We start from the raw sequence: 20,634 nt of genomic DNA, 5'->3' as shown, positions 1-20,634 counted from the left end.
CAGGGGCGGAGCAGCCCGGCGCCGAGGCGCGGCTCCAGGGGCGGGACCGCCCGAGGCGGCCGGCGGGCGCGGCTCAGCAGTCCTCGCGGCACTCCCTCAGCAGCCGGCGGGTGCGCTCGGCCGACGCGGCACGGGTCGTCATGTGGTCCAGCACCTCCAGGTGCATGGCGACCTCACTGCGCGAGTCCAGGTAGAGCGCGCCGGTCAGGTACTCGGTGTAGACGAGGTCCGGCAACTCCGGCTCGGCGAACCGGAACAGCGAGAACGGCGCGTACGTCCCCGGATGCGGTCCGTCCGCGAACTCGGCGATCTGGAGCGTCACCCGGTCCCGCTCGGTCAGCTCCAGCAGCTTGTCCAGCTGCCCGCGCATCACCTCGGGGCGGGGGCTGACCGGCCGGCGCAGCACCGTCTCCTCGACGATCACCCACAGGTGCGGCGGGTCCGGCCGCTCCAGCAGTTCCTGGCGGGCCATGCGCAGCGACACGTGCCGCTCGATCGACTCCCGTCCGCCCTGCCCGACCGTGCCCGCCTCCAGCACGGCCCGCGCGTACTCCTCGGTCTGCAACAGGCCCGGCACGAAGTGCGGTTCGTAGCAGCGGATCAGGCGGGCGGCGCCCTCCAGGCTCACGTACAGGCTGAACCAGTCCGGCAGCACGTCGTGGAAGCGCTGCCACCAGCCGGGCTGGTTGGCCTCCTCGGCCAGCCGCACGAACCCGGCGGACTCCTCCTCGCTCACCCCGTACGTCGTCAACAGCACCTGGACGTAAGGGATCTTGAGGGCGACCTCGGCGAGTTCCATGCGCCGCACGGTCGCCGGGGCCACCCGCAGCACCCGCGCGGCCTCCTCGCGGGTCAGACCCGCCGCCTCGCGCAGCTCCCGCAGTCTCCTGCCGAGCACCACCTGGCCCACCGTCGGCGCCGGCCGCCGCTCGCTCACGCCACGCCTCCCCCCACCCCCGAAGCACCCGCCCGGGCACGCGGCTCAGTGTGTCACAGCACGTCAAGGGGCCATGGCACGCAGGTACTTGACGGTCGCCGGGTCGGCCGGCAGGAACGTCTCGATCGCCAGCTCGGCCACCGTCACGTCCATCGGCGTGTTGAAGGTGGAGATCGAGGAGACGAACGACAGCAGCCGCCCGTCGTGCTCGATCACCATCGGCAGCGCGAAGTAGGGCACGGGCTCGGCCGGTTCCTCGGAGAGCTGGGAGCCGGACTCCGGCACCGGATACGCCGCCACCTCCTCGTACAGCGCCCGCAGGGCCGGCGAGCGGTGCAGCGCGATCTGCCGCTCCATCTGCGCGAGCAGATGCCCGCGCCACTCGCGCAGGTTGCGGATGCGCGGTGCGAGGCCCTCCGGATGCAGGGTCAGCCGCATCGCGTTCAGCGGCGGCTCCAGCAGCGCCTCCGGGACGCCCTCCAGCAGCATGGTGATGCCCCGGTTCGCCGTCACCACGTCGTAGCGGGCGTCCACCACCAGCGCCGGATACGGCTCGTAGCCGAGGATCAGCCGCTCCAGGCCCTCCCGCAGCGCGCCCAGCGCCGGCGCGTCCATCGGCGTCTCCGGGTAGTGCGGGGCGTAACCGGCGGCCAGCAGCAGGGAGTTGCGCTCGCGCACCGGCACGTCCAGGTGCTCGGCCAGCCGCAGCACCATCTCCTCACTGGGGCGGGAGCGGCCGGTCTCGATGAAGCTGATGTGCCGGGCCGAGGAGTCGGCGCGCAGCGCCAGCTCCAGCTGACTGACCCGTCGCCGCTCCCGCCAGGCCCGCAGCAGCGGGCCGACGCCCTGGCCGGCGGGGGCGGTGGGAAGCGCGGCGGCAGCGGTGGTGACAGTGGTCATACGCATGACCGTAGTCGAACCGCCGTCCGGTCCGCGGCCGCGTTTTCTCCGCGCCCAGGTGAGCAGGGCCGCGGCGGCACTCCTGTGGCAGGCTGAACACACAGCCGCGGCCGCGCACCGCGGGCCCGCCGCCATCGCCGAGGGAGTGCTCCCATGCCCGTCGCACCGCTGTCGCACCAGGAGATCGAGGCCCGGCTCGCCGAGCTGCCCGGCTGGTCGCTCGACGGGGACCGGCTCACCCGCTCCTACCGGCTGGGCTCGCACTTCGCGGCGACCGCGATGGTGGTGCACATCGCCCAGGTGCAGGAGGAGATGGACCACCACTCCGACCTCACCCTGGGGTACGACACCGTCTCCGTCAGCGTGCACACGCACAGCGCGGGCGGCGCCGTCACCGAGAAGGACGTCGAGCTCGCCCGCCGGGTCCAGGACCTCGCGCCGGGCCACGGCGCGCGCTGAGCCGCGCGGAACGGGGGGCGCATGCTGGACTACGACGAGGAGGCCGGGCGCTACGACGCCCTGCGCGGCGGCGAACCGCGCGCCGCCGCCGCGGCCGAGGCGGTCCTCGCCCTGCTGCCCGGGCCGGCGCGCGAGCTGCTCGACCTCGGCTGCGGCACCGGGATCGTGACCCGCCGGCTGGCCGCCGGCCGCGCCGGCGCGCGGGTGACCGGCGTCGACCGGGCGTCCGCGATGACGCTGCGGGCCGCCGCCCGGCTGCCCGGCGCCGTGGTCCGCGCCGACAGCCGCCGGCTGCCCTTCCCGGACGGCCGCTTCGACGCGGTCACCAGCGTATGGCTGCTGCACCTGATGCCGGCCCCCGAGGACGTGCGGGCCGTCGTCGCCGAGTGCGCCCGGGTGCTGCGCCCCGGCGGCGTCTGGGTCACCACCGTCGACAAGGCGGCGGGCCACAACGTTGGCAGCGACATCGACGCCGTCCTCGCCGCGCGGCCGCCCGCCCCCGCCCGCGACGCCGAGGACGAGGTGGCCGCGTGCGCCGCAGGGCACGGCCTGCTGCCGGCCGGCCGGGCCCGCTTCCCGGGCCGCGGCCAGGGCCGCAGCCCCCGCCGTACCCTCGCCGACCTGCGGCGCGGCTGGTTCGTCACCCTGCCGCCCGGCGAACCGCTCGCTGAACGGTTCGCCGCCCGCCTGGCCGCCCTGCCCGACCAGGACCGGCCCCGCCCGGACCCGGTCTTCACGCTGCGCGCGTTCCGCCGACCGGCCGAAGCGTGAGCCGCCCACGACGACCGCAGCCGCGCACGTCACCGGAGCCGCGCACGACGACCGGGCGGACCCCAGCAGCAGGGGGGTCCGCCCGGCGCGCGGTACGCGGAGTCTTAGCGGGGACTATTCGAGGAGCTCCGCGTACGAACCCATGGCGAGGGCTATGTCCGCCTGGGCCCAGAACCGGTGGTATGTGAAGGTCGGAGCGGCCCCGCCCTTCAGATAGGCCTCGATCTTCGACCAGGCCGGGTCGTTCTTGTAGAAGGACCGGATCGAGGCGAAGGTGGACGAGGAGTCGATTCTGTCGCCGTTCGGCATCGTGCCGGTCCAGCCGCTGGGCACGTACACGCTGTCGCCGAACCGGCTGTAGTCGGTGCGGGTCTCCGGGACGGCGACGCCCAGGCTGTCCTGGTCGTTGGCCCACATGCCGTCCAGCAGCGCCTTGGCCGTCGACTTGGCCTGCGCGTCACCGGACTTGGCGCCGTAGTAGGTCAGCGTCTTGGCGTACGCGGCGGCCACGCCCACGTCGTCGGTGTAGTCGGCGATCGTGACGTGCAGGGAGCTGTTGGCGCCGGGGGAGGCGGCGTTCCAGGTGTCCGGCTTGCCCGACCACTTGAGCGTGGAGGGGATCAGGAAGGTGCCGTCCGGGTTGACCGTGGTGTTGGCCAGCGCCCACTTGACCCACTTGTCCAGCACGGCTTTCGCCTTGGCGTCCCCGGTCTGCTGGTAGTACTCGGCGACGCGCTCCATCGACCAGGCCTGGAAGCCGAACCACTGGTTGGACGGCGGGTCGTGGTAGACGGGCGCCTCGTCGTAGTACATGCCGTAGAAGGTCGGGGTGCCGGCCGGCGGGGTGGCGTAGCGGCCCTGCCAGCTGTTGGTGGCGCCGCCCGCGATGGCGCCCTCGGACGACTGGAGCCACTGGTAGAACTCCAGCTGCCGCTTGAGCGACGTGCCCCAGTCCGTCGCGCCGGTCGCCGACTTGGGCTTCAGATCGGCGTTGGTGCTGAGCGCGTACGCGGCCAGCGGGTTCTGGTAGCCGCCGTGGACGTGGCTGGAGCCGATGCGCCAGGACCAGCCCGCGCTGGTGTCGGTGGCGCCGCCCCAGGCGTAGTACCAGGACAGCAGGTAGTGCGAGGCATCCTTGCCGGTGCCGGCCGGGCAGGTCGACGGACCGGTGCAGTTGCCGATCTTCTTGAAGTACTTGTCGTACATGGCGTAGCGCAGGTAGTCGCCCATCTTCGCGGCCTTGCCCACGGTCGCGGACACGTCCGTGCCCTTGCCCTGCGCCTTGGCCCACAGGTCGGCCCAGTACGCGGCCTGCACGGCGCGCGCGTCGGCGTCCGGGGCGTCGGTGTACTTCCACTGCCTGGCGTAGGAGGAGTCGCCGGTGAACAGGTCCAGGTACCCGTTCTTGCCGCCGTACTTGAAGGCGTCGCAGGTCGGCTGCGGGACCGTCTCCCAGACCGACTCCTGCGGGCCGCGCTGGAAGGTGTTGATGTAGGAGGGGCCGCCGGCGCTCGGGCCGGCCTCGCACGTGCCGGGCGCGTCGCCGTAGCCGTAGACGTTGTCGACGTCCTCGATCCAGTGCATGCCGTAGACGTCGTCGGTGCCGTACGCGGACTTCAGCTCGCCCGCGATCGGGTCGGAGCCGACGGACACCGAGGTGTCGAGCTTGGCCGGGTACTCGTTCGGGGTGTCCGCCTCGGGCGCGTAGGTGGCCGGCTTGGACGCGTTGTAGAAGGAGTTGGTCGGCTGGTCGGCGTGGGTGGGGATCATGTACTTCTCCATGACGTCCCAGGCGCCGTTGAACTTCGACCAGTCGCCCGTCACCTTGCCGTACATCGCCTGGAGCCAGATGAGGTAGCTGTACGCCTCCGACGTGGTCTCGTGACCGTAGTCGGGCGCCTCCACGATCAGCGTCTCCACCGAGTGGTAGGGGATGCCCTGGGGCGAGAAGTAGCCGTTCGCCGGGTTGGTGATCTTCCCGTAGAGGTCGAGGAAGCGCGCGTCGTACGCCTTGGCGGCGGCCAGTTCGGTCACGGTGACCGTGGCCTTGGCATGGCCGGCGGCCGAGGCGGTGAAGGTCGCCGAACCGGTCCCGGAGGCGTCCGCCGTGACGGTCACCTTCTGCGCGGTGCTCCAGTTGGCCGGGGTGAAGGTGAGCGCGGAGCCGCCGGTCACGGAGAGTCCGGTGTTGCCGTCCGTACGGGCCGTGCTCACTGTCACGTTCGCGCTCGGCTGCTTGGAAAGCCTCACGTCGAAGGTGCCCGACTTGCCCTGCTGGACGCCGAGTTGGGTCGGCGAGGCCACCACGGCGGGGCCGGAGGCGACGGTGACGCCGACCGGCGTGGACTCCGCGGACGCGCCCAGACTGTCGTACGCCTTGGCCAGCAGCGAGTGGCCGCCCACGCCCAGCGCGGTGGCCGAGAAGGTGTACGGGGCGCTGGTGTCGGTGCCCAGCAGGGTGGTGTCGTCGTAGAACTCGACCTTGCCGATCGTCGCGCCGTCGGCGGCCGCGGCACTGGCGGCGAGCGGCACCGCCTCGCCCTGCGCATAGGTGGCGCCCGGGGCGGGGCTGGTCAGCACGGTGATCGGCGGCTGGTGCGCGCCGGTACAGGCGGTGCCGTTGACCGCGAAGCTCGTCGGTGCGCTGTTCGTGCCGCTGTAGGTGAACTGGGCGCCGGTGGTCACCGCGGCCCCGGCGGCGATCGTGCCGTTGTACGAGGCGTTCTTCACGGTGACCGACTGCCCGGACTGCGACCAGCTGCCGTTCCAGCCGTTGGTCAGCTTCTGATTGCCCGAGTAACCGTAGGTCAGGGTCCAGCCGTTGAGGGCGTCCGTGCCGCGGTTGGTGAGCGTCAGATCCGCGGTGAAGCCGGAGCCCCAGTCGTTGGTCCTGTAGTCCACGCTGCACGCGACCGACGCCGCCTGTGCCGTGGTCGAGCCCGTGGCCAGCATGGTCGCGGGGAGTGCGAGGGCCGCCGCCACGGCGGTCCACAGACGCCGCGGTAATCGGCGTCCGGGTCTGTGCGCGGGGAACATGCGCTGGTCCCTCCTTGCGGCTCGGAAAGAAGGTGGGGGGTGTGCGGGGGAGGAGCAACAAGCCCTGACCAGTGGGAGCGCTCCCATAGTGCGGACGTGTCAGTGAACGGTCAAGTCCTGGACGGAACGAAAAGATTCGTCGCCCCGCTGACCGGCCGCGTCGCCGAAAAGTCGCCGGAAACTCGGCACCGCCCCTGTTCCTCACCCGAAGTTGCCGCTACCTTCACTCGAACCAGTGGGAGCGATTCCATCAGTCGACGCGTCCGCCCCGACGCGCCAGAGCTGCAAGGAGTCGCTCATGCGACACCCCCCGCGTTCCCTCCTCCTCGCCGTCGCCGGCGCGGTCGCGCTCCTCGGGAGCGTCGTCGTGCCGGCCGTCACGGCCCAGGGCGCCACCCCCGCCTGCACGGTGCAGTACTCGGTCGCCGGCCAGTGGGACGCCGGCTTCCAGGGCACCGTGCGGATCGCCAACAACCGCACCGCGCTCACCGGTTGGAGTCTCACCTTCGACTTCCCCGGCGGGCAGAAGGTCACCCAGGGCTGGAACGCCAAGTGGTCCCAGTCGGGCGCCTCGGTGACCGCGCTCAACGAGAGCTGGAACGGAGCGCTCGGCACCGGCGCGAGCGTCGAGGCCGGCTTCCTCGCGAACGGCGCGGGCGCCGCCTCCACACCCACGGCGTTCCAGCTCAACGGCACCACCTGCAACGTCGACACGGAGCCCACCCCGCCGCCGACCGACCCGCCGCCCACCGGCGGCGACGGCAAGGCGCCCGCCCTGCACGTCGCGGGCAACGCGATCGTCGACGCCGCCGGCACCACCCGCCGGCTGCTCGGCGTCAACCGCTCCGGCGGCGAGTTCATGTGCGTCCAGGGCTACGGCTTCTTCGACGGGCCCGTGGACGACGCGTCGATCGCGGCGATCGCCGACTGGAAGGCGAACACCGTCCGGATCCCCGTCAACGAGGAGTGCTGGCTGGGCCTTTCCAACGTCAAACCCGAATACGCCGGAGCCCGCTACATCACCGCCGTCAAGGACCTCGTCACGCGGATCGAGGCGCACGGCATGACCCCGGTCATCGACCTGCACTGGACCTGGGGCCAGTACACCGGCAACTCGGCCGGCTGCTCCGACGTGCACGCCACCTGCCAGAAACCCATGCCCGACGCCCAGTACACACCCGCGTTCTGGTCCTCGGTCGCCGACACCTTCAAGGCCGACCAGGCCGTCGCCTTCGACCTGTTCAACGAGCCGTATCCGGACCGCGCGACGTCGAACACCGCCGACGCGTGGAAGTGCTGGCGCGACGGCGGCGCCTGCCCCGGCATCGGCTACGAGGTGGCCGGCATGCAGGACCTGGTCGACGCCGTCCGCGCCACCGGCGCGCGCAACCTGATCCTGGCCGGCGGGCTCGCCTACTCCAACGACCTCAGCCAGTGGCTGACGTACCGCCCGGCCGACCCGGCCGGCAATCTCGTCGCCGCCTATCACGTCTACAACTTCAACTCCTGCGCCAGTGAGAGCTGCTGGAACTCCACGCTCGCCCCGGTCGCCGCCCAAGTGCCGCTGGTGGCGGGGGAGATCGGCGAGAACACCTGCTCGCACGGCTTCACCGACCAGGTCATGAAGTGGTTCGACGACCACCGGCTGTCCTACCTCGGCTGGACCTGGAACACCTGGGACTGTTCCTCCGGCCCGTCCCTGATCTCCGCCTACGACGGAACTCCCACGGCGTACGGCGCCGGGCTGCGCGACCACCTGCGCGCCCTCACCCCCTGACCTCCCGCATCCGAAGAACCGGCAACCTCACTCCCACAGAAGGATCTCCCCACTCATGAGCCGCACCAGAACAGCGATGCTCGCCGCCCTGACCCTCGTCGCCGGGGGCACGGGCATGGCGCTCACCGCCATCCCCGCCAGCGCGGGCGCCACCGCCGCGCCCTGCACCGTCGACTACAAGCTGAACCAGTGGAGCACCGGCTTCACCGCCGACGTCACCGTCACCAACAACGGCGCCGCCAAGTCGTCGTGGACGCTGAAGTGGACGTACGCCGGCAACCAGCAGGTCACCAGCGGCTGGAACGCCAAGATCACCCAGTCCGGCGCCAACGTCACCGCCGCCAACGAGAGTTACAACGGATCGCTCGGCACGGGCGCCTCGGCGAGCTTCGGCTTCCAGGGCACCTACAGTGGCACCAACGCCGTCCCGGCCGCCTTCACCCTCGACGGCGTGACCTGCAACGTCGACAACGGCGGCGGCACGGGCGGCGGAACCGGCGGCACCGGCGGGGGCACCGGCGGCGACACCGGAGGAACCGGTGGCACCGGCGGCAGCACCGGAGGCGGCGGCACCGACCCGAGCGGCCGGGCCGACAACCCCTACGCCGGCGCCAAGGTGTACGTGAACCCCGAGTGGTCCAAGCTGGCCGCCGCCGAACCGGGCGGCAGCCGCGTCTCCAACCAGCCCACCGCCGTCTGGCTCGACCGGATCGCCGCCATCAACGGCGTCAACGGCGGCATGGGCCTGCGCGCCCACCTCGACGAGGCGCTCAAGCAGAAGGGCTCGGGCGACCTCGTCGTCCAGCTGGTCATCTACGACCTGCCCGGCCGCGACTGCGCCGCCCTCGCCTCCAACGGCGAACTCGGCCCGAACGACATCGACAAGTACAAGACCCAGTACATCGACCCGATCGCCTCGATCCTGTCGGACGCGAAGTACGCCGGTCTGCGCATCGCCACCGTCATCGAGCCGGACTCGCTGCCCAACCTGGTCACCAACGCCGGCGGCACCAACACCACCACCGACGCCTGCTCGACCATGAAGTCCAACGGCAACTACGAGAAGGGCGTCAGCTACGCCCTGGACAAGCTCGGCGCCATCCCCAACGTCTACAACTACATCGACGCCGCCCACCACGGCTGGCTCGGCTGGGACACCAACCTGGGCCCCTCCGTCCAGGAGTTCTACAAGGTCGCCACCACCAACGGCGCGAGCCCGAGCGACGTGACCGGCTTCATCGTCAACACCGCGAACTACAGCCCCACCAAGGAGCCGAACTTCAAGATCACCGACACCGTCAACGGGCAGACGGTGCGCCAGTCCAAGTGGGTGGACTGGAACCAGTACGTGGACGAGCAGTCCTTCGCCCAGGCGCTGCGTGACAAGCTCGTCTCGGCCGGCTTCAACTCCGGCCTCGGCATGCTGATCGACACCTCCCGCAACGGCTGGGGCGGCTCCGCCCGGCCGACCGGCGCCGGTCCGCTGACCTCGGTGGACGACTACGTCAACGGCGGCCGCATCGACCGGCGCATCCACGCCGGCAACTGGTGCAACCAGAGCGGCGCCGGCCTCGGCGAACGGCCGACCGCCGCGCCCGCCGCGGGCATCGACGCCTACGTCTGGGTGAAGCCGCCGGGGGAGTCCGACGGGTCCAGCTCCGCCGTCTCCAACGACGAGGGCAAGGGCTTCGACCGGATGTGCGACCCGACGTACGGCGGCAACGCGCGCAACGGCAACAGCCCCACCGGAGCGCTCCCGAACTCCCCGGTGGCCGGCCACTGGTTCTCCGCGCAGTTCCAGGAGCTGATGAAGAACGCGTACCCGGCCCTGCCGTAGGGCGGTGACGCGGGGGTGATCCCACCGGGTGCGGCGGCGGCCGCACCCGGCGGTCCCGGCGTTTCCCGCGTTCCCGGCGGCGCGTCCCCGGGCGCGTCCCGGGAAAGCGGCTCCTGTTTTTTGCCGTCCCGGCAACGGAAGTGGTCGCGGCCCGGGGTGTCGGCGCACGCTGGCGGCGGCACCCACAGGAGAGGCTGATCACCATGGCGCAGGAACACCGGGGCCACCACGGCCCGCACGACCAGGGACACCACCACGGGCACGACCACGCCCCGCACGGGCCGCGGGAGGACCACGGCGGCCAGCACGGCCACGACGGCGCCGACGTCGACTGGGCCGTGCTGGCCCCGCTGCTGGAGTCCCAGGCGGAGCTGTTCGCCCCGCTGTACGAGGGAGCCATGGCGTGGCTGGCCCGTGGGACGGCCGGCGAGCCCGGTCTGATCGTGGACGCGGGCAGCGGTCCGGGAGTCGTCTCCGCGCAGTTCGCGCGGGCCTTCCCGGCCGCCCGGGTCGTCGCGGTGGACGGCTCCGAGCCGCTGCTCGAACGGGCCCGCGCCCGCGCCGGGCGTCTGGGCCACGCCGACCGCTTCGCCACCCTCGCCGGTGACCTCCCGCAGGCGCTGGCCCGCCTGGAGTACCCGGCCGATCTGATCTGGGCCGGCAACAGCCTGCACCACCTGGGCGACCAGCGCGCCGCCCTGGCCGCCTTCGCCGAGCACCTCGCCCCCGGCGGCACCCTCGCCCTGCTGGAGGGCGGGCTCCCCGCCCGCTATCTGCCCCGCGACTTCGGCATCGGCCGGCCCGGTCTCCAGGCCCGCCTGGACGCGATCGAGGCCGACCGGTTCAGCCGGATGCGCGCGGAACTGCCGGGGTCGGTCCGCGAGAGCGAGGACTGGGCGGCGCTGATGAAGGCCGCGGGACTGGAGCCCGCCGGCACCCGCAGCTTCCTGCTCGACCTGCCCGCCCCGCTCTCCGCCGAGGCCCGCGCCTACGTCGTCGCGACCCTGGACCGGCTGCGCGCGGGGCTGGGCGACGGCCTCGACGCCGAGGACCGCGCCGCCCTGGACCGGCTGCTGGACCCCGAGGACGAGGCGAGCGTGCACCGCAGGCCGGACGTGTTCGTCCTGAAGGCGCACACCGTGCACACGGCGGTCCGCCCCTCCTGACCCGGCACGCCCGCGCGGCGCGAAGGCCCGGGCCGCCCGGCCCGGGCCTTCGCGCTGTCGCCGTCGGACGACGACGGCGCGGGTCAGACGACGTCGAACGTGGCCGGGTCAGGACCCAGCCGCCGGTCCTCGTTCAGCGCGCTGATCGCCGCGAGGTCCTCGTCGTCCAGGCTGAAGTCGAACACCGCGATGTTCTCCTCGATCCGGGACGGCGTCACCGACTTCGGGATCACGACGTTGCCGAGCTGGATGTGCCAGCGCAGCACGACCTGGGCCGGGGTGCGGCCGTGCTTGCGGGCGATGGCCACGACGGCCGGCACCTCCAGCAGGCCCTTGCCCTGGCCGAGCGGCGACCAGGCCTCCGTGGCGATGCCCTGCTCCGCGTGGAACTCGCGGGCGGCGTGCTGCTGGAGGTGCGGGTGCAGCTCGATCTGGTTGACCGCCGGGATCACCGAGGTCTCGGCGATCAGGTGCTCCAGGTGGGCGGGCAGGAAGTTGGACACGCCGATCGCCCGGACCCGGCCGTCGGCGTGCAGCTTCTCGAACGCCTTGTAGGTGTCGACGTACGTGCCTCGCTCCGGCAGCGGCCAGTGGATCAGGTAGAGGTCCACGTACTCCAGGCCCAGCTTGGCCAGGGAGGTGTCGAAGGCGCGCAGGGTCGCGTCGTAGCCCTGGTCGCCGTTCCAGAGCTTGGTGGTGACGAAGAGCTCCTCGCGGGGGAGGTCCGAGGCGGCGATGGCCTTGCCGGTGCCCTCTTCGTTGCCGTAGATCGCCGCCGTGTCGATGCTGCGGTACCCGGCCTCAAGGGCGGTGGTGACGGCACGCTCCGCCTCGTCGTCCGGCACCTGCCAGACGCCGTAGCCCAGCTGGGGCATCTCGACGCCGTTGTTGAGGATGATCGGGGGGACCTTGCTGCTCACTGGCTTCTGATCCTTCGGTTGTCGTCAGGTGGTACGTCATATCGTCAACGATCACGGGCCGTGCCGCATTCCTGACCGGGCCGTCCGTCCGGAACCCGACCGCCGCCCGCGTCCGGAACCGGCCATCGTCCGCGTCCAACCGGCCGCGGAACCGGCCGCCGCCCGGCCGGGATCCCCGTTCCCGGTACGGGCGCTCTCATGCCCGGTAGAGCGCCTCGACCTCGTCGCCGTAGGCGTTCTCGATCGCCCTGCGCTTCAGCTTCAGGGACGGGGTGAGCAGCCCGTGCTCCTCGGTGAACGGCTGGGCGAGGATGCGGAACGTGCGGATCGCCTCCGCCTTGGAGACCAGGGTGTTCGCGGCGACCACCGCGCGCCGCACCTCCCTCTCCAGGTCCGCGTCGCGCACCAGCTCGGCGGCGCCGGCCGGCTCGGGCTTGTCGCGCATCTGCAGCCAGTGCTCGACCGCCTCCTGGTCCAGGGTGACCAACGCGGCGACGTAGGGCCGGTCGTTGCCGACGACGATGCACTGGGAGACCAGCGGATGGTCGCGCACCCGCTCCTCCAGCGCGCCCGGCGACACGCTCTTGCCGCCGGAGGTCACCAGGATCTCCTTCTTGCGGCCGGTGATGGTGAGGTAGCCGTCCTCGTCCAGGGCGCCCAGGTCGCCGGTGGCCAGCCAGCCGTCGTGCAGCGTCGCGTCGGTGGCCTTCTGGTTGTTCAGATACCCCTGGAACACGTTGCCGCCGCGCAGCCACACCTCCCCGTCGTCGGCGATGTGCACGCTCACCCCAGGGATCGCCCGGCCGACCGTGCCGTAGCGGGTGCGCTCGGGCGGGTTGGCGGTGGCGGCGGCGGTGGACTCGGTCAGCCCGTAGCCCTCGTAAATCTGCACGCCCGCGCCCGCGAAGAACAGGCCGAGCCGGCGGTCCATGCCCGAGCCGCCGGACATGGCGTTGCGGATCCGGCCGCCCATCGCCGCGCGCACCTTGGCGTAGACGACCTTGTCGAAGAACTGGTGCTGCATCCGCAGGGCGGCGGACGGCCCGGGGCCGATGCCCCACGCCTTGGCCTCCACCGCGTCCGCGTACTTCACGGCGACCTCGACGGCCTTCTCGAACGGTCCGTCGCGGCCCTCCTTCTCCGCCTTGCGGCGGGCCGCGTTGAACACCTTCTCGAAGATGTACGGCACCGCCAGGACGAACGTCGGCCGGAACGCCTGGAGGTCGGGCAGGAGGGCCGCCGCGTGCAGCTCGGGCTGGTGGCCGAGGCGGACCCGGCCGCGGACCGCCGCGACCTCCACCATCCGCCCGAAGACGTGCGCGAGCGGCAGGAACAGCAGCGTGGAGGCCTCGTCGCCCTTGCGGGAGTGGAACACCGGCTCCCAGCGGTCCAGGACGGTGTCCGCCTCGAACATGAAGTTGCCGTGGGTCAGCACGCAGCCCTTGGGGCGGCCGGTGGTGCCGGAGGTGTAGATGACCGACGCGACCGAGTCCGGGGTGACGGCCTCGCGGTGCCGGTGCACCACGTCGTCCTCCAGGTGCGCGCCCGCGTCGTACAGCTCCGGGACGGCGCCCGCGTCCAGCTGCCACAGCCGGCGCAGGCGCGGCAGCCGGCCGATGACGGTGGCGATGGTCATGGCGTGGTCCTCGTGCTCCACGACCGCCGCCGACACCTCCGCGTCGTACAGCGTCCAGAAGCACTGCTCGGCCGAGGAGGTGGGGTAGATCGGCACCACCTGCGCGCCGATCGTCCACAGCGCGAAGTCGAACAGGGTCCACTCGTAGCGGGTGCGGGACATGACGGCGACCCGGTCGCCGAACCGGACGCCCTCGGCGAGCAGTCCCTTGGCCAGCGCCAGCACCTCGTCGCGGAACTCCGCGGAGGTCACATCACGCCATGTCCCGGTCTCGTCCTTGCGGCCCAGCGCGATGTGCCGCGGGTCCTGTTCGGCGTACCGGAACACGACGTCGGCCAGCCCGCCCACCGGCGGCGCCGACGTGGACGGAGGGCTGGTGAACTCGCGCAAACCCCGCTCCCGCTCCTCGGTCTTCGGACCGTCCCGAGGCACTCCGGCCTCCGGACCACCCGCGACGCCCCGCACAGCGCGGTGAAAGCTACCCCACGGGAGAGCCGGGCGGGAGGGGGGCCGAAAACGAGCGGTGCTCACGTACACACAGGTCAGCACCGGAAAATGCGCTCACATCGGGCGCGGCCGGACAGAAGTTCCTACGGTTCAGTAGGTTTCGGTGCCGTAATCTCCACGGAATCTGTACGCCCCGTGGGGCCGCCCTCACCCGCGCAGGCGGTCGCCGCCGGTGAGGATCGCCGTGGCCAGGGCGTCGGCGGCGCTCCGGGCGGCGGGGCGGCGGCGGCCGTGCACCAGGACGAAGTCGACCCGTCCCAGCTCCGGCAGCCCGGCCCGCTCCGGCACCCGGACCAGGCCCGGCGGGATCAGCCCGCGCGAGTGCGCCATCACGCCCAGGCCCGCGCGGGCGGCGGCGATCAGCCCGTTGAGGCTGCCGCTGGTGCAGGCGATGCGCCACGGCCGCCCCTGCCGCTCCAGCGCCTCGAAGGCGAGCGCCCGGGTGATGCCCGGCGGCGGATAGACGATCAGCGGCACCGGCCGGTCGGGGTCCAGACGCAGCCGCTCCGCGCCGATCCACACCAGCCGGTCGTGCCAGACGGGCTCGCCACCGGGGTCCTGCGGCCGCCGCTTGGCGAGGACCAGGTCCAGTTTCCCGGCGGCCAGCTGCTCGTGCAGCGTGCCCGACAGCTCGACCGTCAGTTCGAGATCGACCTCAGGGTGCTCGTAGCGGAAACCCTCCAGGATCTCCGGCAGCCGGGTCAGCACGAAGTCCTCGGACGCGCCGAACCGCAGCCGGCCGCGCACCCGGGTGCCGGTGAAGAACGCCGTCGCCTGCTCGTGCGCCTCCAGGATCCGCCGCGCGAAGCCGAGCATGGCCTCGCCGTCCTCGGTCAGCTCCACCGAGTGCGTGTCGCGGGTGAACAGCGGCCGCCCGGTGGCCTCCTCCAGCCGGCGCACGTGCTGGCTCACCGTCGACTGGCGCAGCCCCAGCCGCCGCGCCGCCCGGGTGAAACCGAGCGTCTGGGCGACGGCGAGGAAACTGCGCAACTGGGCCGGGTCGTACACCCGGCCAAGGCTAGCCGCCGCCGCGGGGCGCGCTCATCACGGGACGCGATGGCAGTGAGCGCGGTGTGACGCTTTCCCGATCACCCTGGTGAGAGGGACGATGGACCGGGGACCCGGCGGTCCCGACAGGACGAGCGCGACCGGGCACACGGCTCCCGGCCGCCGACGAGCACGAGCGAGTGGAGCACCGTGAAGCGCCTGCGCTGGCCGAGCTGGATGCCGGTCGACCCGTACATCGTGCTGCTGATCGCCACCGTGGGCCTGGCCGCGCTGCTGCCCGCCCGCGGCCCGGCCGCCGATGTCGCCTCCGGCGCCTCCACGGCCGCGATCGCCTTCCTCTTCTTCCTCTACGGCGCCCGGCTCTCCACCCGCGAGGCGCTGGACGGACTCAAGCACTGGCGGCTGCACGTCACGGTGCTGGCCTGCACCTTCGTCGTCTTCCCGCTGCTCGGCATCGCCGCCCGCGGCCTGGTGCCCGTCCTGCTCGACCAGCCGCTCTACCAGGGCCTGCTCTTCCTCACCCTGGTCCCCTCCACCATCCAGTCCTCGATCGCCTTCACCTCCATCGCCCGCGGCAACGTGCCCGCAGCGATCTGCGCCGGCTCCTTCTCCTCCCTGGTCGGCATCGTCCTGACCCCGCTGCTCGCCGCCGCCCTGCTGGGCAGTAGCGGCGGCGGCTTCTCCGCGCACTCGCTGGTGACGATCGTGCTGCAACTGCTGGTGCCGTTCGTCGCCGGGCAGCTGCTGCGGCGCTGGATCGGCGGCTTCGTCACCCGGCACAAGAAGGTCCTCGGCCTGGTCGACCGCGGCTCGATCCTGCTCGTCGTCTACACCGCGTTCAGCGAGGGCATGGTGCGGGGCATCTGGCACCAGGTCAGCGCCGCGCGCCTCGGCGCCCTGCTCGCCGTGGAGGCCGTGCTGCTCGCCGTGATGCTGGCGCTGACCTGGTACGGCGCGCGGGCGCTGCGCTTCGGCCGGGCGGACCGCATCGCCATCCAGTTCGCCGGCTCCAAGAAGTCGCTGGCCTCCGGGCTGCCGATGGCGAGCGTCCTGTTCGGCGCGCACGCCTCCCTCGCCGTGCTGCCGCTGATGCTGTTCCACCAGATGCAGCTCATGGTGTGCGCGGTGATCGCCAAGCGCCGGGCCCGCGACCCGGAGGCGCGGGAGGAACGCACGGAGCCCGCCCCGGCGACCGATCCGCAGGGCACGGCCGGTACGGCGGATCCAGCCGGTTCGGCCACGACAGCGGCTGCGGCCGGTACGGCCGGTACGGCCGGTTCGGGGGCGCGGTCGCGCTGACGCAGGGGCGGCCGGGTGCGGGGGCCGCGGGGCACCGAGGGCGTCATGAAGGTGCGCCGACGCGCGGCGCAGGGACCGGGGCGACGGCCGCGCCGACGTGCGGCGCAGGCCGTGGCCGCCTCACGGGCGCAGGACCACCTTGCCCAGGTTGCCGCGCGACTCGATCGCCGCATGCGCCTTCGCCGCGTCCTCCAGCGCGAACTGCGCGTGGACGACGGGCCGCACCGCACCCCGCTCGAACAGCTCCCACAGCTCGCGCCGCCAGCGCTCGTAGCGCTCGGGCTGCTCGCGGGCGATCCGCGCCATCTGGAAGCCGATCACCGACTTGGCGCCGACAAGCAGGTCGTAGGCCCGTACCGTCCCGCCGCCCGAGCTGTACGCCACCAGCCGCCCGCCCGGCGCGAGCGCGGCGACCGCCGGAGTGAGCAGGTCGCCGCCGACCGCGTCCAGCACGCAGTCCACCGGCGCGCCCCAGTCCTCGTCGCCGTAACGGACCACCTCGTCGGCGCCCAGCGACCGCACGAAGTCCGCCTTGGCCGCGGTGGAGACCGCGCCTACCACCCGGCCCGCGCCCCGCACCCGCGCGAGCTGCACCGCGAGGTGGCCGACCCCGCTCGCCGCCGCCGTCACGAGCACCGCCTCGCCGGGCTCGGGCCGGGCGGCCGCCAGCGCGCCGAGGGCGACCAGGCCGCTGCGCACCAGGGCGACGGCCGCCACGGCGTCCACGCCGTCGGGCACGGGCGAGGCCATGGCCTCGTGCAGCGGCGCGAAGTCCGCGTAACCGTGCCCGAAGCACAGGCCGGTCACCCGGTCGCCGGGCCGGAACCGGGTGACGCCCGCGCCCACGGCGGTGACCTCGCCCGCGATCTCGCCGCCCAGCGCGATCGGCTCGGCGGCCTCGGTGACCTTGCGGACGACCGGCAGGGTGACGCCGACCGCCTCGCAGCGCACCAGCAGCTCGCCGGGGCCCGGCTCGGGCACCGGCGCCTCCTCCACGAACAGCGGACCGCCCACCGACTCGTACCGCACGCGTCGCATCCCACCCCCACCTCTCTCGAAGACCCGGGAAACCCCCGTCGGAGCACGGGAGGCGCCGCACGGGAAGAATCGTTGGGAGTCCCAACGAGTTCCACCGTAGCCGAAGTCATGGGGAAGACCAACGACTTTCGGCGGACCGGTGGGCTGCGTAGGCTGCCGCCATGTCCGAAGCCCCCCTCGCCGAGATCCGTTCCCTGCCCAGCTGGCTCCTCGGCCGGGCCGCCGCCCGCGGTCGCGCCCTGGTCGCCGAGGCGCTGGCCGTCCACGGGCTGAAGATGTGGCACCACGTGGTGCTCTCCGCCGTACGCGACCTCGCCCCGGTCGCCCAGGCCGACCTCGGACGCGGGGTCGGGCTCGACCCGAAGGACCTCGTCGGGGTCCTCGACGACCTCCAGTCCGCCGGCCTCGTCCTGCGCGCCCCCGACCCCACCGACCGCCGCAAGAACGCGGTCTCCCTCACCGCCGAGGGAGTCCGGCTGCTGGCGCGCTGCGAACGGGCGGCCCGCGCGGCCAACGACACGCTGCTGGAGCCGCTGTCGGCGGCCGAACGGGAACGGTTCACGGAACTGCTGATCAGGGTGTCGGGCACGCGGGAGCAGTCGGACACGCGGGAGTGAAGGACACGCGCCCGCGCCTTCCCGGTGCCCCGCGTCCCCGGTGTTCCGCGGGCTCAGCCCTGCGGCGTCGCCGTCCGCAGGGCGACGCGGTGCTCGCCCGCGTACACGTTCATGGAGCTGCCCCGCAGGAAGCCCACCAGGGTCAGTCCGGTCTCCGCCGCCAGATCGACGGCCAGCGAGGACGGCGCCGAGACCGCCGCCAGGACCGGGATGCCCGCCATCACGGCCTTCTGGGCCAGCTCGAAGGAGGCCCGCCCGGAGACCAGCAGGATCGCGCGGGACAGCGGCAGGCCGCCGCTCCGCAGCGCCCGGCCGACGAGCTTGTCGACCGCGTTGTGCCGGCCCACGTCCTCCCGTATGTCCAGCAGCTCGCCGTCCTCGTCGAACAGGGCCGCCGCGTGCAGGCCGCCGGTCCGGTCGAAGACCCGCTGCGCCGCCCGCAGCCGGTCCGGCAGGCTCGCGAGCAGATCCGTGTCGACACGGACCGGCGGCGTGTCCGCGATCGGCCAGCGGGCCGTCGTACGGACGGCGTCCAGGCTCGCCTTGCCGCACAGACCGCACGAGGAGGTGGTGTAGACGTTGCGCTCCAGGGTGATGTCCGGCAGGACGACGTCCGGCGCGGTCCGCACGTCCACGACGTTGTACGTGTTCGAGCCGTCCACGGTCGCGCCCGCGCAGTACACGATGTTCGCCAGATCCGACGCCTCGGCCAGCACGCCCTCGCTGACCAGGAAGCCGGCCGCCAGCGCGAAGTCGTCGCCCGGGGTGCGCATGGTGATCGCGAGCGGTTTGCCGTTCAGCCGGATCTCCAGCGGCTCCTCGGCCACGAGGGTGTCCGGCCGGGCGGAGACCGCGCCGTCCCGGATGCGGAGGACCTTGCGTCGTTCCGTCACGCGTCCCATGTCGTGATCAGCCCCGGTTCTGTGTGCGCTGGCAGCCGAAACGGCCCTACATGCAGAGGTTGCCACGAGTCACCCGACCGGCGTGCGGGGGGTGGGCCCGCCCACCCGCGTACCCACCGGCCACCCACCGGACGCGCCGCGAACTCCGGTCCGGCCGGACGTGTCGGCGCCCGCCGCCACCGGCGCCCCGCCGCTGACCGAAGCCGACAAGGCGGGCACGTGTTTCCTGTGCCTTCACCTGCCGCCGTACTCGCGAGTCACTGAACAGACTGGGGTCCCGCCAGCCACGGCAACGAGGGGACCCGCACATGAACGGCTCGCGCATCACCGCCGTCGGCCACTACCAGCCCGCCGAGGTGCTCACCAACGAGGACCTGGCGGCCCTGGTCGACACCAGCGACGAGTGGATCAGGAGCCGGGTGGGCATCCGGACCCGGCACGTCGCCGCCCCCGACGAACCGGTGGACGAACTCGCCGCGCACGCCGCCGCCAAGGCGCTCGCGGCGGCCGGCCTGACCCCGGCCGACGTCGACCTCGTCATGGTCGCCACCTCCACGGCCGTGGACCGCTCCCCGAACACGGCCGCACGCGTCGCGGCCCGCCTGGGCATCCCGTCGCCGGCCGCGATGGACGTCAACGTGGTGTGCGCCGGCTTCACCCACGCCCTGGCCGCCGCCGACCACGCGGTGCGCGCCGGGGCGGCGACCCGCGCCCTGGTCGTCGGCGCCGACAAGATGACCGACGTGACCGACTGGACCGACCGGAGCACCTGCGTGCTCGTCGGCGACGGCGCGGGCGCGGCGGTGGTCGAGGCCGCCCGGCCCGGGGAGGCGGCCGGGATCGGGCCGGTGCTGTGGGGCTCGGCGCCGGAGCTGGGGAACGCGGTGCGGATCGAGGGCACGCCCCCGCGGTTCGCGCAGGAGGGGCAGAGCGTCTACCGGTGGGCCACCACGCAACTGCCGCCGCTGGCCCGGCGGACCTGCGAGCGGGCGGGCGTCGCCCCGGAGGAGCTGGCCGCGGTGGTCCTGCACCAGGCGAACCTGCGGATCATCGAGCCGCTCGCCGCGCGCCTGGGGGCCGTCAACGCGGTGGTCGCCCGCGATGTCACCGAGTCCGGCAACACCTCGGCGGCCAGCATCCCGCTGGCCCTGTCCAAGCTGGTCGAACGCGGCGAGATCACCACGGGCGACCCGGTCCTGCTGTTCGGCTTCGGCGGCAACCTCTCCTACGCGGGGCAGGTCGTGCGCTGCCCGTGAAACCGGCGGCGCGCCACGAAACGTGACCCGGACGCGACGGTCGGTGCACACCGCCGCACCTCGCTCCGCACGGGCGCGTACAGGACGGATACGCAGGTGAAAGGCACTCCGAAACCTTGGTATTGTTGTCCATGTCGCCGCGGGGAACACCCCTGGCAGGCGGCACACACCTAGTCCGGGTGGCGGAATGGCAGACGCGCTAGCTTGAGGTGCTAGTGCCCTTTATCGGGCGTGGGGGTTCAAGTCCCCCCTCGGACACCAGCGAAGACCCCTGTTCATCAGGGGTCTTCTGCTTTTCCGGGGTGCGGCGTGACCCACCACGTGACCAGCGGTCCAGAGATTCCCCAGGTCAGACCAGGGATGGTAGGCCGATACGTGATGGACGTACACGCGGCAGGTGTGGGACCCCCGTACTCCTCACTGTTGCGAAGGGGAAGCGAGGGCGCAAAGACGCCCCACGCCATGAAGCGGCAGCGGCGAAGAGGCGAGCGGCACGGGGTGAGGTTCCCCCGTTGTGCGGGAGTGGGTGACTAGCCGGTCAGGGCGGGTTGACGTGGTTTCAGGTTCA

The 20,634-nt window shown here is 72.7% G+C and carries 16 protein-coding genes and 1 tRNA gene; 9 read left to right on the top strand and 8 right to left on the bottom strand.

All coding sequences use genetic code 11. From position 1 onward, the window contains the following. Positions 1-73: 73 nt before the first annotated feature. Both ABEB07_RS37850 and ABEB07_RS37845 read right to left on the bottom strand, forming a co-directional pair. On the bottom strand, positions 74-937 hold the full coding sequence (locus tag ABEB07_RS37850) for a helix-turn-helix domain-containing protein (protein WP_345672595.1): 864 nt from the start codon (positions 935-937) through the stop codon (positions 74-76). Positions 938-1,000: 63 nt separating this feature from the next. Then, a complete protein-coding gene (locus ABEB07_RS37845; RefSeq protein WP_345672594.1) occupies positions 1,001-1,837 on the bottom strand; it encodes a helix-turn-helix domain-containing protein in 837 nt (278 codons plus the stop codon). 153 nt (positions 1,838-1,990) lie between these two features. Between ABEB07_RS37845 and ABEB07_RS37840 the strand changes: the two genes are divergently transcribed. Continuing rightward, complete coding sequence (locus ABEB07_RS37840; protein ID WP_345672593.1) at positions 1,991-2,296, top strand: 4a-hydroxytetrahydrobiopterin dehydratase; 306 nt, start codon at positions 1,991-1,993, stop codon at positions 2,294-2,296. A 21-nt stretch (positions 2,297-2,317) separates the two neighbouring features. Beyond that, a complete protein-coding gene (locus ABEB07_RS37835; protein ID WP_345672591.1) occupies positions 2,318-3,067 on the top strand; it encodes a class I SAM-dependent methyltransferase in 750 nt (249 codons plus the stop codon). Positions 3,068-3,181: 114 nt separating this feature from the next. Here the strand turns inward: ABEB07_RS37835 and ABEB07_RS37830 are convergent, their stop codons facing one another. Further along, a complete protein-coding gene (locus ABEB07_RS37830) occupies positions 3,182-6,103 on the bottom strand; it encodes a glycoside hydrolase family 48 protein (RefSeq protein ID WP_345672590.1) in 2,922 nt (973 codons plus the stop codon). 298 nt (positions 6,104-6,401) lie between these two features. On the opposite strand from ABEB07_RS37830, the gene ABEB07_RS37825 reads away from it, so the two are divergent. The 3 genes from ABEB07_RS37825 to ABEB07_RS37815 all read left to right on the top strand — a co-directional run bounded on the left by ABEB07_RS37825 (position 6,402) and on the right by ABEB07_RS37815 (position 10,883). Further along, on the top strand, positions 6,402-7,880 hold the full coding sequence (locus ABEB07_RS37825) for a cellulase family glycosylhydrolase (protein WP_345672587.1): 1,479 nt from the start codon (positions 6,402-6,404) through the stop codon (positions 7,878-7,880). Between the two features lie 55 nt (positions 7,881-7,935). After that, on the top strand, positions 7,936-9,717 hold the full coding sequence (locus ABEB07_RS37820; RefSeq protein WP_345672586.1) for a glycoside hydrolase family 6 protein: 1,782 nt from the start codon (positions 7,936-7,938) through the stop codon (positions 9,715-9,717). A gap of 203 nt (positions 9,718-9,920) precedes the next feature. Further along, positions 9,921-10,883, top strand: a complete 963-nt coding sequence (locus ABEB07_RS37815) for a class I SAM-dependent methyltransferase (protein WP_345672585.1) — start codon at positions 9,921-9,923, stop codon at positions 10,881-10,883. Positions 10,884-10,966: 83 nt separating this feature from the next. On the opposite strand, the gene ABEB07_RS37810 is transcribed toward ABEB07_RS37815, so the two are convergent. From ABEB07_RS37810 to ABEB07_RS37800, 3 genes are all read right to left on the bottom strand, one after another. Next, positions 10,967-11,803: an aldo/keto reductase gene (locus ABEB07_RS37810; protein ID WP_345672584.1), complete on the bottom strand. Its 837-nt coding sequence runs from the start codon at positions 11,801-11,803 to the stop codon at positions 10,967-10,969. A gap of 196 nt (positions 11,804-11,999) precedes the next feature. Beyond that, a complete protein-coding gene (locus ABEB07_RS37805) occupies positions 12,000-13,829 on the bottom strand; it encodes an AMP-dependent synthetase/ligase (RefSeq protein ID WP_345672582.1) in 1,830 nt (609 codons plus the stop codon). A 264-nt stretch (positions 13,830-14,093) separates the two neighbouring features. Next, on the bottom strand, positions 14,094-14,954 hold the full coding sequence (locus ABEB07_RS37800) for a LysR substrate-binding domain-containing protein (protein ID WP_345672581.1): 861 nt from the start codon (positions 14,952-14,954) through the stop codon (positions 14,094-14,096). A 189-nt stretch (positions 14,955-15,143) separates the two neighbouring features. Between ABEB07_RS37800 and ABEB07_RS37795 the strand changes: the two genes are divergently transcribed. Then, positions 15,144-16,253: a bile acid:sodium symporter family protein gene (locus ABEB07_RS37795; protein WP_345672580.1), complete on the top strand. Its 1,110-nt coding sequence runs from the start codon at positions 15,144-15,146 to the stop codon at positions 16,251-16,253. A 120-nt stretch (positions 16,254-16,373) separates the two neighbouring features. Here the strand turns inward: ABEB07_RS37795 and ABEB07_RS37790 are convergent, their stop codons facing one another. Next, entirely contained in the window at positions 16,374-17,291 is a 918-nt protein-coding gene (locus tag ABEB07_RS37790; protein ID WP_345672579.1) for a quinone oxidoreductase family protein, read from the bottom strand. Between the two features lie 161 nt (positions 17,292-17,452). Between ABEB07_RS37790 and ABEB07_RS37785 the strand changes: the two genes are divergently transcribed. Beyond that, positions 17,453-17,908 (top strand): MarR family winged helix-turn-helix transcriptional regulator, encoded by a 456-nt coding sequence (locus tag ABEB07_RS37785; protein WP_345672578.1) that lies wholly within the window; start codon positions 17,453-17,455, stop codon positions 17,906-17,908. A gap of 53 nt (positions 17,909-17,961) precedes the next feature. On the opposite strand, the gene fdhD is transcribed toward ABEB07_RS37785, so the two are convergent. Then, positions 17,962-18,810, bottom strand: a complete 849-nt coding sequence (gene fdhD / locus ABEB07_RS37780) for a formate dehydrogenase accessory sulfurtransferase FdhD (RefSeq protein WP_345672577.1) — start codon at positions 18,808-18,810, stop codon at positions 17,962-17,964. 308 nt (positions 18,811-19,118) lie between these two features. On the opposite strand from fdhD, the gene ABEB07_RS37775 reads away from it, so the two are divergent. Further along, a complete protein-coding gene (locus ABEB07_RS37775) occupies positions 19,119-20,066 on the top strand; it encodes a beta-ketoacyl-ACP synthase III (protein WP_345672575.1) in 948 nt (315 codons plus the stop codon). 173 nt (positions 20,067-20,239) lie between these two features. After that, positions 20,240-20,327: transfer RNA gene (locus ABEB07_RS37770), tRNA-Leu, on the top strand. Positions 20,328-20,634 lie beyond the last annotated feature (307 nt).

Source organism: Streptomyces similanensis (assembly GCF_039543625.1).
GTDB classification, from domain to species: Bacteria; Actinomycetota; Actinomycetes; order Streptomycetales; family Streptomycetaceae; genus Streptomyces; species Streptomyces similanensis.
This window is presented reverse-complemented; position numbering and strand designations above follow the sequence as displayed.

Bases quoted from the DNA above. Each gene is read 5' to 3' on its own strand.
- ABEB07_RS37820 (WP_345672586.1), top strand. From the start codon at position 7,936: ATGAGCCGCACCAGAACAGCGATGCTCGCCGCCCTGACCCTCGTCGCC.
- ABEB07_RS37830 (WP_345672590.1), bottom strand. From the start codon at position 6,103: ATGTTCCCCGCGCACAGACCCGGACGCCGATTACCGCGGCGTCTGTGG.
- ABEB07_RS37835 (WP_345672591.1), top strand. From the start codon at position 2,318: ATGCTGGACTACGACGAGGAGGCCGGGCGCTACGACGCCCTGCGCGGC.
- ABEB07_RS37775 (WP_345672575.1), top strand. From the start codon at position 19,119: ATGAACGGCTCGCGCATCACCGCCGTCGGCCACTACCAGCCCGCCGAG.
- ABEB07_RS37790 (WP_345672579.1), bottom strand. From the start codon at position 17,291: ATGCGACGCGTGCGGTACGAGTCGGTGGGCGGTCCGCTGTTCGTGGAG.
- ABEB07_RS37825 (WP_345672587.1), top strand. From the start codon at position 6,402: ATGCGACACCCCCCGCGTTCCCTCCTCCTCGCCGTCGCCGGCGCGGTC.
- ABEB07_RS37840 (WP_345672593.1), top strand. From the start codon at position 1,991: ATGCCCGTCGCACCGCTGTCGCACCAGGAGATCGAGGCCCGGCTCGCC.
- ABEB07_RS37845 (WP_345672594.1), bottom strand. From the start codon at position 1,837: ATGACCACTGTCACCACCGCTGCCGCCGCGCTTCCCACCGCCCCCGCC.
- ABEB07_RS37785 (WP_345672578.1), top strand. From the start codon at position 17,453: ATGTCCGAAGCCCCCCTCGCCGAGATCCGTTCCCTGCCCAGCTGGCTC.
- ABEB07_RS37815 (WP_345672585.1), top strand. From the start codon at position 9,921: ATGGCGCAGGAACACCGGGGCCACCACGGCCCGCACGACCAGGGACAC.
- fdhD (WP_345672577.1), bottom strand. From the start codon at position 18,810: ATGGGACGCGTGACGGAACGACGCAAGGTCCTCCGCATCCGGGACGGC.